Source organism: Ruegeria sp. ANG-R (assembly GCF_000813985.1).
Lineage (GTDB): Bacteria > Pseudomonadota > Alphaproteobacteria > Rhodobacterales > Rhodobacteraceae > Ruegeria.
Genome location: NZ_JWLJ01000002.1, coordinates 40,746 through 52,228, shown reverse-complemented (window position 1 = coordinate 52,228; position 11,483 = coordinate 40,746). Strand labels below are relative to the sequence as shown.

Below are 11,483 nucleotides of genomic sequence, written 5' to 3'. Positions count from 1 at the left end.
TTCCAATGTCAGCTTTCCCTGAATTTGGGCCAAATTCAGAAACACATCAATTGACCATCGGCGGCGTCGCCATGCGGGTCGTCGTCGAAGGAGCCGGGCCGCCGGTCGTATTTGTCCCCGGCGGCGATCAGACGGCTGAGGCCTATTCCGAGCAATTCTCGCGTCTGTCGGATAACTTTAAATGCGTCACCTATGATCCACGGGGAGCGGGAGAGACGCAGTCACCTCCTCCACCTTGGACGATGCATGATTACGCGGCGGATTGCGCGGCGGTGATTGACGCTTTTGCCGGTGGGCAAGCTACCGTATGTGGCCTGTCGTTGGGCGGGCTGGTCACGCAGCAAACCGCGATAGACTTCCCAGACAAGGTGCGGTTGGCCATTCCGATGGGCACTTCGGCTTATATTGACGGGTTCACTCGCGACTGGATGCAGGCCGAGATCAACCTGCGCAAGGATGGCATCACCCTGCCCGATTATTTCCTGGCGCCCCACTATGCAGTTTACGCATTCCCGGCAAAAGCGCTGCACGAGCCTAAACTTTGGGAGCAGCTCAAAGCCTCCTACACCGAGCGTTTTCGGGATCGCGACCCGCAGGCGACAATTGATCAGTGGGAGGCCTGTTTGGAATTCGACTGCCGCGAGGGATTAAAAACTTGCGCGGTCCCGATGCATGTAGTTGCCTTTTCCGAGGATGTTCAAACCGCTCCGGTCATGTGCAAGGTGGTTTCTGATCTTGCGCAGAACGGCGTGTTCCACGAAATTCCCGGCCTGGGTCATGTTTCGATGACCCGCCACAAACCGGATATCGTGGCGGCAAAGCTGCGTGAGATTTTGACCGCCGAATTGGTGCAGCAATAAGCGGCTGAAGGGTCAGATGAGAATTGCAATCGCAGGATTTCAGCACGAAACCAATACCTTCATCGATACTCCAACACAGCTAAGCGACTTTGAACAGGCCGACAGCTGGCCGGAACTGCTTTGGGGTCAGGACGTTCTGAACGTAACCCGAGGCATGAACCTGCCTATCGCCGGTTTTGCAAAAACTGCCTTGGCGGACGGAGTAGAATTGCTTCCCATCCTGTGGTGTGCCGCTGAACCGGGTGGCAAGGTCACGGATCACGCCTTTGACGACATTGCCGGGCGCATCGCTGATGCGCTTGCGAACATGACGCAGCTGGATGGGGTCTACCTGGACCTACACGGCGCCATGGTCACAGAATCGAGGGATGATGGTGAGGGAGAGCTGCTGTCTCGGATCAGACAGGTCATTGGGTCAGACCTTCCGCTTGTCGCAAGCCTGGATATGCACGCCAATATCTCTGGCCAAATGGTGGATCTGTCTAATGCGATGACCATTTTCCGCACCTATCCGCATCTCGACATGGCGGAAACAGGAGCGCGAGCCTTCCGGATGATGCGTCACATCTGTGCAAACAGTCCGCCTGCTAAAGCGTGGCGGCAAGGTGAGTACCTGATCCCGCTGCACAGCCAGTATACCGAAGTGGCCCCGGCCAAAACGTTGTACGCCGCGCTGGATGCCTTCGAAGGGCCGGGCGCGCGATTGGTTGAACTCGCCGTTGGATTTACCGCAGCGGATACAGCCGATTGTGGACCATCTGTCTTGGCTTACGGCGACTCACAGTCCGAGGCCAACGCAATGGCGGAGCAGATATTCGTAGAGCTGCAAACGGCGGAAACACAGTTCGATACCAGTTTGCTGAGCCCAAAAGACGCCGTCAAAACCGCCCGAAAGGCAACCGGAAAGGGACCTGTTGTAATCGCGGATGCGCAGGACAATCCCGGTGCCGGTGCTTCGGCAGACACAACTGGTCTGCTACGCGAGCTTGTGCGTCAGAATGCGCCTTCGACCATCCTGGGGCTTCTGCATGACCCGGAACTGGCTGCCAAGGCCCACGAACTGGGCAAAGGCGCGACATTTGAGGTCGGGATTGGCGGCAAAGGCCCCGGCGACACCCCGTTCGCCGCGCAGGTGCGGGTGCACTACCTGAGCGATGGCCAATGCCGGTATACGGGCGAAATGTATGGCGGCGGCATTGCAACGCTCGGCCCGTCGGTCGCATTGCAGCTGACCGGAACGCAAATCCACGTCCTTGTCACCAGCATTCGAAATCAATGCCTGGATCTAGCGCAAATACGTTTGTTCAATCTGGAGCCAACAGACGCATGCATACTATGTGTTAAAAGCACAACCCATTTCCGCGCTGATTTTGAGCCCATCGCACAAAATGTCTTGATATGCGCAGCGCCGGGACAATTTCCATGTGAACTAGCGAACGCCAGCTATACAAAGCTGCGCCCTGGGGTTCGTAAAATCTAAAGATGACGACCGTTGCTGCTGCAATACCAAACCCGCCGCGCTTTCTGATCTCCGAATGAACGCGAGCATCTGCGGAGAATTTGATGGAATATGAGTTCATGGTCGGCACAGATTATCTATTGTCGGGCTGCTTCCATTGTTGTCTTCACGTCTCGACCACCATTATGCAAGGATCGTGCGAGACTGAGCGAAGCGCCCTACATCCTCGACGGCCGGCTCATGAACGAAACGGGCAAGCGGATCAAAGAGCAATATGCCCATACGGGCGGCGTCACGGATCATGTCTTTGCCGTTTCATCCCTGTTGGGTTATCGGTTCATCCCACGTATCCGGAATCTGCCATCCAAACGCCTGTACGTGTTCGATCCTGCAAAAGCCCCAGAGAATTGCGCGGTTTTATCGGCGGCAATGTCCGGGAAAATCTGATCGTCCAGAATTGGCCGGACATTCTGCGCGCCGTTGCGACAGTGGCGGCAGGGATCATACCTTCCAGACAATTGTTGAAGAAGTTCGTGTCTTGCCACGAAAGATTGTTATCGACAAAAGCGAGACCAACACTGCTGGCATCAATGCAATAAACAAGATGCTGAAAGGCTTTGGTTGACCGATACTGATCGAGATGGTGAGGCAGAAGTATCTCAACAACATCATTGAACAAGGCAATCGATTCATCAAACATCGGATCACGCCCATGTTGGGTTTCACGTCTTTCGATTCAGCCGCATCTGCCCTGGCTGGCATCGAACTGGTCAACATGATCCGCAAAGGTCAATTCACGCCCGGACTCTCCTCGTTTCAGTTGTTTGTTCAACTGGTAGGATAGTCAACTCGCCTGCTTTGTCTTCTCTTCCTTCAAAGGAATTTGCGACAGAACCGGTTGGTTGCGTTAGATATCAACAACAAAAATTACCAAGACCCTGAAGATAACATCGCTACAAAACCCATGACAGACCCACGCTGATTGCCTAGAAATGTCTATTAGGTTTGCGAACGGACCCGGGTGATCTTAGTGGAGCAATTGGCATTTACTTACGAGATGGGTGTGGTTTCCGCGCTTCTGGCATTCACGGTTTTCCTGTTTGTGTCAGAAATCGTCAGGATTGATCTCTCGGCCATTCTGGTTTTGGTACTTGTCGGTCTTCTGAGTTACGCTCCGGGTCTGGAAAATCTGGCCGATGTTCCGCATCTTTTTGATGGCTTCGCATCCAACGCGGTCATTTCGATCATCGCAGTCATGATCGTGGGGGCGGGGTTGGATAAGACCGGGCTGATGAACAAAGTCGCGGCTGTCATTCTGAAATATGGTGGTAAGTCCGAGAACCGGGTGCTGCCGATTGTTTCGGGTACTGTGGGCGTTATTTCTTCATTCATGCAGAACGTCGGGGCGGCGGCCCTGTTCCTGCCCGTGGTCAGCCGCATCTCGTCGAGATCGGGAATCCCGTTGTCTCGTTTGCTCATGCCAATGGGGTTTTGCGCCATTTTAGGCGGGACGATGACGATGGTGGGGTCCTCACCTCTTATTCTGTTGAATGACCTGATCCAAACAGCGAACGAAGGATTGCCCGAGGCCCAAAAGATGCAGCCTTTTGGGTTGTTCTCGGTCACGCCCGTAGGTGTGGTGCTGATCCTGACGGGCATTGCATACTTCCTGTTGCTTGGGCGGTGGGTATTGCCGGGCGATTCAGGGTCAGAAAGTACCGGTACCGGGCGCGGGACGCAGGAGTATCTTCAGCGCGTTTACGGGCTGAAGGCGGATGTTTTCGAGGTGGTGGTGCCCGCCGACAGCCCGCTGGTCGGGCAGATTCTGGCGGATATAAACTTTGAAAACCATCTCTATATCATTTCAACATTTTATCGCGGCAAGACCTCGATGGTCCAGGTGCTGACGGCCGAAATTGCTGCGCCGTGCCGATTGGCGATTGTCGGTCGGAGATGGGAGGTCGAAGAGTTCGCCGCCAAGTTCGGGCTGACCGTGCTTCCGGATCTGGATATTTTTGTCGAGGAGTTTGCGCCGACGAATGCCGGTGTGGCCGAAGTCGTCGTGACACCCGACAGTAAACTGATTGGGAAGTGCCCTCGTGAGCTTCTGTTTCGCAAGACGTATGGAATGTCTCTTCTGGCGATTCACCGGGGCGAGGAAACGCTCAGCCATGTTGAGACCGATACGCATGAATCCACCCAGATCGGGCTTGAGAAGTTCAAGGCGGGCGACATGCTGGTTGCCCACACGCGCTGGGACAACCTGATGCGGATCAAGCGTGACCCGGATTTTGTGGTGGTCACGTCTGATTTCCCGCAGGACGAATTGCGCCCGCAAAAGGTAGGCTGGGCGCTGTTGTTTTTCGTGATCTCTTTGTCGCTGATCCTGTTTACCGATGTACGGTTGTCGCTTTGCCTGCTGACGGGCGCTGCGGGTATGATGCTGACCCGCGTGTTGAGTGTGGACGAGGCCTACCGGGCGGTCGGGTGGAACACAGTCTTTCTTTTGGCCTGCCTGATCCCATTGGGTCAGGCGGTGCAGAATACGGGGACTGCAGCATGGATTGCGCAGCAGATCATGATCATCCTGGACGGATGGCCAATCTGGGCGCTTCAGGCCGGGGTTGCCATTATGGCGACTGCGTTTTCGCTGGTGATGTCGAATGTCGGGGCCACCGTCCTACTGGTGCCTCTTGCGGTTTCAATCGCGGTCGCCGCTGGTGGCAACCCGGCGGTCTTTGCGTTGACCGTCGCGATTTCGACCTCGAACAGTTTCATTATCCCGACCCATCAGGTCAATGCGTTGATCATGGGACCTGCAGGGTACAAGGTTATGGATTTTGTGCGCTCCGGCGGCATCATGACGATCATTTTCCTGATCGTCTCGCTGTTGATGCTGAATGTGATCTTCTAACCCTGTTGGTCATCCAGTCAGGCTGATGGTTTGGCCCTGCTCGGACGCTTGTTGCGCAGCGCGCCCGATGCGCAGGACCCAAACCCTATAGCGCAGAGATACCCCGGGCGCGGTGCATTCACGGTTTGTGCGCAAACAATGGTTTGAGGCCGACGAGTTCATTTGCCTTGGGGTTTGTAGCCTTCAAGTCAATCGCGAACATGATTGGAAGTAGCATTTCTCCAAAGCCACGATTTCAGGCTTTCAGATAGTCGCTCAGAACGCAGGGCAGATGTATTCAGTAAATCGCCTGTGAAAGCCGTTCCAACAGCTTGTGACACAAACGCGGAAACTCCGCTTTCAGGGCTTGTGCGAGCGTAGAATTTCCGGGTGCCGTATAAGAATTTCGAGCGCTACGGGAATCCCCCAATTTCGGGATCGGCACGGATGGGTTAACTGTTAATTAACCAACGGGCCAGTGCGCCCAATCCACTTTCACTATTTTCCCCCGATGAGGGGCTGGCTTCTTACCCCCTTGGCCGGCCCCTCAGCTTTTTTGGCGGGGGTCTATGCTTGCAATGCTTCGTTCTGCAAGATTCGCCGGACAAGTGTGGGCAACTCAGCACTGTCTGCATAGCTGCTGGTATGCGGCATCTCAGAGACTGGCGATTTACGATATCCCTGCTCGAACAGCAAAAACGGCACCTGCGCCCGCCGGGCGGTTTCGGCATCTACCTCGCTGTCACCAACAAAGATCCGTGGCCCCACCGCTGGCAACGCCTCGAAGCTGGCGCGCAGATGTGCCGGATCGGGTTTGCGTATCGCTAACGTATCACCACCAAGAACCGCGTCGAAATAGGGCAGCAGGTTCAGCGCGCCCAGCACGTGCCGGGCCGGAGCCTCAGGCTTGTTGGTGCAGATGCCAAGAACGCAGCCCATGTCACGCAGTTCATCCAGCGCCTCGAATACCCCGGGATAGACCACGGTGCGATCACATGCGCCCGCATTATAATACGCCAGAGTAAGTTGCGTCAGTTCCTTGAGGCGTTCCGGTTCCAGGCCGCAGTGCTTCATCACGCGTTCAACCAGCTTAGGCAGGCCGTTTCCGACGAATCTGCCGATCGTCTCGTTGGGCAAAGCGGGGAGCCCCTGATCATGCAGCATTCGATTTGCGGCGGCCGCGAGATCGGCGAGGCTGTCTATCAGGGTGCCGTCCAGATCAAATACCACGATTGCTGTCATCTGCGAATCCGCCTTTGTTTACTGATGACCTATGCCTAAGTCGCGACGCGATACGGCGCAATAGAGACCCGGGAAAGAGGTTTCAAAAACCTAGACTTGACAAATCTTACTATTTTTATCAGATTAAGAGCACGAACAGATAGCCAACCCTAGACGGGGTCAGCCAGATCAAGCGAAACACAACAGACAAGGCCATGTGCCATAGACGCTCTGGAGATGCCCCGATGAACGCGCAAACCCCTACCTCGACCCAAAGCTATGCTGTTTCGATGCTTCCGGCCCACAAGGCCGAAGAGCTTACCAATGGCGGGAATCTGGCCCATATCGAACTGGGCGATCAGCTGTATACGCTGCGGATCACCCGCGCAGGCAAGCTGATACTGACAAAATGAGCGCACCTACTTCGCGTGGTGGGGCGGCGGTTGGCCGCCTGTCCGACCTGAGCCCTGTCGAGGCTGGCGCAGTCATGTATCTACGACTTTGGGGGGATGGGGCCACGGGCCGCGCCAATGCCGCGAGCGATTTCGATATCGCGCTGGGTGCCGATCGCGGGCGTGCAACCATGCTCGCGCTGGATCGGCTGTGTTCGCTCTGCGCCCATCACGGACGTCGGCCTCTGGTGCGCCACGGGCTTGGATGCGCTTGTCTGGGGGCGGATGAGAACTGTTTCGCCCAGATGATCGCTGCAGCATCCGAAGGCGCACGCGAAGACGCGATGATGATGGCCTCGTTGATTGTGAGGCCCGATTTTGCCCCTGCGCTGGCCTCATTGTCCGAAGAACTGGGTCTGGCTTTGCGGCGGATGACCGCAGCGATACCGTTGCCGACGACCGGGCACCAACCCCTGAACGCGGTGCTCCACTGATCGGTGGTAGCAAAACCCCGGCCATTTTGCCGGGGTTTTGTTTTATCAGCAGCAGCCGCATCCCGCATGGTGATGATCATGATCACACGAGAGCGCCGGACTATAATCGCCGACTTCTTCGAGCACATTTCGTAACGCCCAAAGGATCATGTCCACATCGTCCGCCTCGATGGTCAGCGGTGGCCGGATTTTCAGGATATTGTCCTTCGGCCCCTCACTACCGATCAGGATACGGTGATCGCGCATCCGGTTCTTGACGTAGCTGCAAATCTCGCCGCTTTCCGAGCCATCTGGGTTGATCAGTTCCACACCCAAGAACAGGCCCATACCGCGCACATCGCCGACGCAGCCAAAATCTGCTTCGATCTGTTTGAGGCCATCCAGCAGGCGTGATCCCATCGCGCGGGCGTTCTCTTGCAAACCCTCGTCATCGACAATATCCAGCACTTCTTTCCCGATCCTGCAGGACAGAGTGGAACCACCGAAGGTCGAGAAAAACTCGATCCCGTTGTCGAAGCTTTCGGCAATCGCGCGGGTCGTGACCAGAACGCCCAGCGGATGGCCGTTGCCGATAGGTTTCCCCATCACCACGATGTCGGGCACTGCCCCCTGATGTTCGAAGCCGAAGTAAAAGTCTCCCAGGCGACCCAGACCGGTCTGCACCTCATCGGCGATGCAGATCCCTCCGGCGGCTCGGATTTTTTCGTAGACCGCAGGCAGATAGCCTTTTGGCGGGATAATCTGCCCCCCGACCGAGGGGAAGGTCTCGGCGATGAAGCCCGCAAGCCCGTGGCCTTTCGCCCGAAGCACTTCAATCGCCGGATCGACCAGATCGGCGAATTTAGTCGCACGGTCCGGATCATCACGCCGGAACGACCCGCGATAGTCATCTGCGACCTCGACCAGCTCCACCCAATCGGCCTGACCGATTCCGCCGGGTTTGTTGAACTTGTAAGCCGAGATCGCCACTGCAGCGTTGGTATTGCCGTGATAGCCGTGATCGGGTGTCACGATCCCTTTTGCCCCCGTATGGGCTCGCGCCAGACGCAGGGCCAATTCGTTGGCTTCGGTCCCAGAGTTTACGAAGAAGCAAACCTCAAGATGGTCCGGTAGTTTCGACAATACCTTATCGGCAAAGGCAGTCTGCGCAGGATGCAGATAGCGTGTATTCGAGTTCATCCGCTTCAGCTGATCCGCCGCGACCGCCTGAATGCGTGGGTGTGCGTGACCCACATGCGGCACGTTGTTGTACGCATCCAGATAGGGCCGCCCCCATTCGTCGAACAGATGATGCTTCCAGCCGCGCAGCAGCATGACCGGATCGTCGTATGTCAGGCTGAGATTGCCGCCGAAGTGATCGTGGCGATCCTTCAGGATCATCTGCTTGTCGGTCGGGCGGTAGAATACCTTCTCATCCGGAAGATTCAACAACGCTGCAGGGTTGGGGCAAACCGCGTGCCATAGCTCCAGCTCATCCGGGTCCGCCACGCCCGGCCAATCGGACTGCATCCCGTCGGTTGTCAGCGCCAGTTGGAAATGCACATGCGGCGCCCAGCCGCCATTCTGGCTGGCGTCGCCCAGCCGGGCAAAGGCCGCCCCCTGCGCCACGGGATCGCCGGGTTTCAACCGCGCGCTGACCTCGGGGTCTAGATGGCCATAAAGTGTATAGAACGCGTCCCCCTCTGGCGTTTCGTGATGCAGGATCACTACGCCGCCGTAGTCGAGGTGAGCGTCTCTGTTCTCAACCGCCTCGACCCGACCGCTGAGCGGGGCGTGCAGCACCGTTCCGGCGGGCGCAAACACATCGACGGCCAGATGCACCGTACGCCGGTCCGACGCTTTCCAAGGTCCCTTGCGGAAACCCGGCTCAGCGTAAATCAGGCGGGGTTCGTTATAGTAACCAAGCCAAAGACCCTCTCCGAACTCTTCGCCCACGCGCGCCGCCTCGTCGAGCGGCATGTGGAACGGATTCTGCGGCCATGTCGAATTTTCCACCGACAGCGAGCCCATTGGTATGTCGTTCAGGTCCTGCCCGAACATTTGGGCGAAATGCCCTCGATGGCTGGCCAGATAGGCGTGGATACGCTCGGCCCCCTCCACAACCGGAAGGCCGCAAGCCGCACGTAGGCGGGCGGACATAAGCGCGCCATTGATTGACTCGTTTTCCAGAAACCGCCATGCCGGTGCTTGGCTGATCGTGACATATGGATCGTCCGGGTTCTGTACCGCCATCAGGGCCGAGTTCACCACAGACACCGCCAGGCGCATCTGCAACAGGGGCCAGATCAGGTCGATTTCATCGGGGCGCAAACGGTTTGCAGCGTGATACCCGCGCACCAAAGCAGCCAATGCGCACTCTGGTTTGGGGTGATCGAGAACGATGTAGGCCCCGGCGATTGCCAACTCGCATACACGCGGCGCGGCGCACATATCGCCAAGATCAATCAGGCCCGAGACATTGCGGCGTTCGCTCAGGTCGCCTTCGACAAGAATATTGTAGTCATTGGCATCATTGTGGATGGCCTGTTTTGGCAAGGCGTTCAGCCGATCCCGAATGGCATGGAAATCCGCAGTGATCTGCTGCAATCGCGCACGTCGCTGCGGATCAGAAATTGCCCCCAGTTGATCAAAAATCCAACCAGCTTGGGTCAGGTCCCATTTGAAATCCACGCGATGCAGGCCGTCGTGCGTGAAACCCTCCAGCGCCCGATCCGTCGCACCGAGAACACGACCCAGTTTCAGGATCAGATCCTGGGTTTTGGGCGCGCTGCGGGCATAGCTCTGCCCAGGCAGCCGTTCAAGCAGCCAAACCAGTCGCGGTTGCCCCTGCACGTCGGCTATTTCAGGCAACGGCGTCCCGCTCAGATCGGAGAGGGCGGCGGGAAACGGCAAGCCCGGTGCCGCTGCCCTGAGATGTTCCAGTGCCTTGATCTGCAAATCCACCAGCGCGGCATCGCATCCGGCCCGCATCACCTTGAGCACGTAATCCTGCCCATTGGTTGCCTGGACCAGAAAATTGAGGTCATATTCCCCATCCAACTGCGTCAGACGGGCGTCCAGACCCCAGTGTTCACGCAGGCGGTCAGCCCAGAAAGCGTTCATGGCGCTCATACGATACCTCTTGCAGTTACCACTGTGGTCCTCTTCATCTGGCTCAAAATATCCTCGGGGGGAATCGCGCCTTGGCGCGATGGGGGGCAGACAGCCCCCTTTTAGCCCAGCGTGCGCAGCCGCTTGAACAGCGAGGAGGTATCCCACCGTCCGCCGCCCAGCTTCTGCACGTCCTTGTAGAACTGGTCGACCAGCGCGGTAACCGGCAGCGAGGCGCCGGTCTCATTCGCCGTATCCAGACAGATTCCCAGATCCTTGCGCATCCAATCGACGGCAAAGCCATGCTCGAAATGATCATCCAGCATGGTCTCGTACCGGTTCGCCATCTGCCAGCTGCCCGCCGCACCCTGACTGATCACCTCGACCACCGCGCGGCCATCCAGGCCGGCCTTCTCGGCGAAGTGCAATGCTTCGCTAAGGCCCTGCACCAGCCCGGCAATGGCGATCTGGTTGCACATCTTGGTCATCTGACCCGCGCCGCTTTCCCCAATGCGACGGCAGATCTTGGAATAAACCTGCATCACCGGTTCGGCCGCATCATAGGCTTCCCTGTTGCCGCCACACATGATCGACAGCACACCATTCTCGGCCCCCGCCTGTCCACCCGAGATCGGGGCATCCACAAACGCAATACCCTGCGTCTTGCCAGCCTCGTAAAGCTCACGCGTGACTTTGGCGGATACTGTGGTGTGGTCCACAAAAACGGCCCCGTCTGGCATTCCATGAAAGGCCCCGTCCTCGCCCACGCAGACCATGCGCAGATCGTCGTCGTTACCGACACAGGCCATCACAAACTGTGCCCCGTTTGCAGCTTCCTTTGGGGTCAACGCCATCGCGCCGCCATGCTGGGCAACCCAGCTCTCGGCTTTGGCTGCTGTGCGATTGTAAACGGTGACCTCGTGGCCTGCTGCCTGAAGGTGTCCGGCCATCGGGTAGCCCATGACTCCAAGACCAAGGAACGCAATTTTCGCCATTTGATGATCCTCTCTGTTATCCGTCCCAGGCCCCTGCGGCACAGCTGGTCGTGATGTTCAGCAGAGACAAAGCAAAGCT

Annotated in this window: 8 protein-coding genes and 2 pseudogenes; 7 read left to right on the top strand and 3 right to left on the bottom strand. The window is 57.4% G+C overall.

Annotated elements, in window-relative coordinates; all coding sequences use genetic code 11:
• Positions 1-5 precede the first annotated feature (5 nt).
• The 5 genes and pseudogenes from RA27_RS09075 to RA27_RS09055 all read left to right on the top strand — a co-directional run bounded on the left by RA27_RS09075 (position 6) and on the right by RA27_RS09055 (position 5,233).
• Positions 6-860: an alpha/beta hydrolase gene (locus tag RA27_RS09075; protein ID WP_039537493.1), complete on the top strand. Its 855-nt coding sequence runs from the start codon at positions 6-8 to the stop codon at positions 858-860.
• Positions 861-876: 16 nt separating this feature from the next.
• Entirely contained in the window at positions 877-2,340 is a 1,464-nt protein-coding gene (locus RA27_RS09070; RefSeq protein ID WP_039537490.1) for a M81 family metallopeptidase, read from the top strand.
• 177 nt (positions 2,341-2,517) lie between these two features.
• Positions 2,518-2,858: pseudogene (locus RA27_RS23565) on the top strand (Tn3 family transposase); the annotation flags it as partial.
• Positions 2,846-3,163 (top strand): annotated as a pseudogene (locus tag RA27_RS23560) (DDE-type integrase/transposase/recombinase); the annotation flags it as partial. The pseudogenes RA27_RS23565 and RA27_RS23560, both read left to right, overlap by 13 nt.
• Positions 3,164-3,376: 213 nt before the next feature.
• Positions 3,377-5,233 carry an SLC13 family permease gene (locus RA27_RS09055; protein WP_039537482.1) on the top strand — a complete coding sequence of 619 codons (1,857 nt, stop codon included), beginning with the start codon at positions 3,377-3,379 and terminating at the stop codon, positions 5,231-5,233.
• 546 nt (positions 5,234-5,779) lie between these two features.
• Here RA27_RS09055 and gph read toward each other — a convergent pair.
• The gene (gene gph / locus RA27_RS09050; protein WP_039537479.1) at positions 5,780-6,454 is read right to left on the bottom strand and encodes a phosphoglycolate phosphatase; all 675 of its coding nucleotides are present in this window, start codon (positions 6,452-6,454) and stop codon (positions 5,780-5,782) included.
• A gap of 224 nt (positions 6,455-6,678) precedes the next feature.
• Between gph and RA27_RS23555 the strand changes: the two genes are divergently transcribed.
• Positions 6,679-6,846 carry a hemin uptake protein HemP gene (locus RA27_RS23555; RefSeq protein ID WP_082025076.1) on the top strand — a complete coding sequence of 56 codons (168 nt, stop codon included), beginning with the start codon at positions 6,679-6,681 and terminating at the stop codon, positions 6,844-6,846.
• Positions 6,843-7,319, top strand: coding sequence for a hypothetical protein (locus tag RA27_RS09045; RefSeq protein ID WP_039537477.1), 477 nt, complete (start codon positions 6,843-6,845; stop codon positions 7,317-7,319). The genes RA27_RS23555 and RA27_RS09045 overlap by 4 nt, the downstream gene beginning before the upstream one ends.
• A gap of 45 nt (positions 7,320-7,364) precedes the next feature.
• On the opposite strand, the gene RA27_RS09040 is transcribed toward RA27_RS09045, so the two are convergent.
• Both RA27_RS09040 and RA27_RS09035 read right to left on the bottom strand, forming a co-directional pair.
• Positions 7,365-10,430 (bottom strand): aminotransferase class III-fold pyridoxal phosphate-dependent enzyme, encoded by a 3,066-nt coding sequence (locus RA27_RS09040; protein ID WP_039537473.1) that lies wholly within the window; start codon positions 10,428-10,430, stop codon positions 7,365-7,367.
• A 101-nt stretch (positions 10,431-10,531) separates the two neighbouring features.
• Entirely contained in the window at positions 10,532-11,404 is an 873-nt protein-coding gene (locus tag RA27_RS09035) for an NAD(P)-dependent oxidoreductase (RefSeq protein WP_039537470.1), read from the bottom strand.
• Positions 11,405-11,483: the final 79 nt, after the last annotated feature.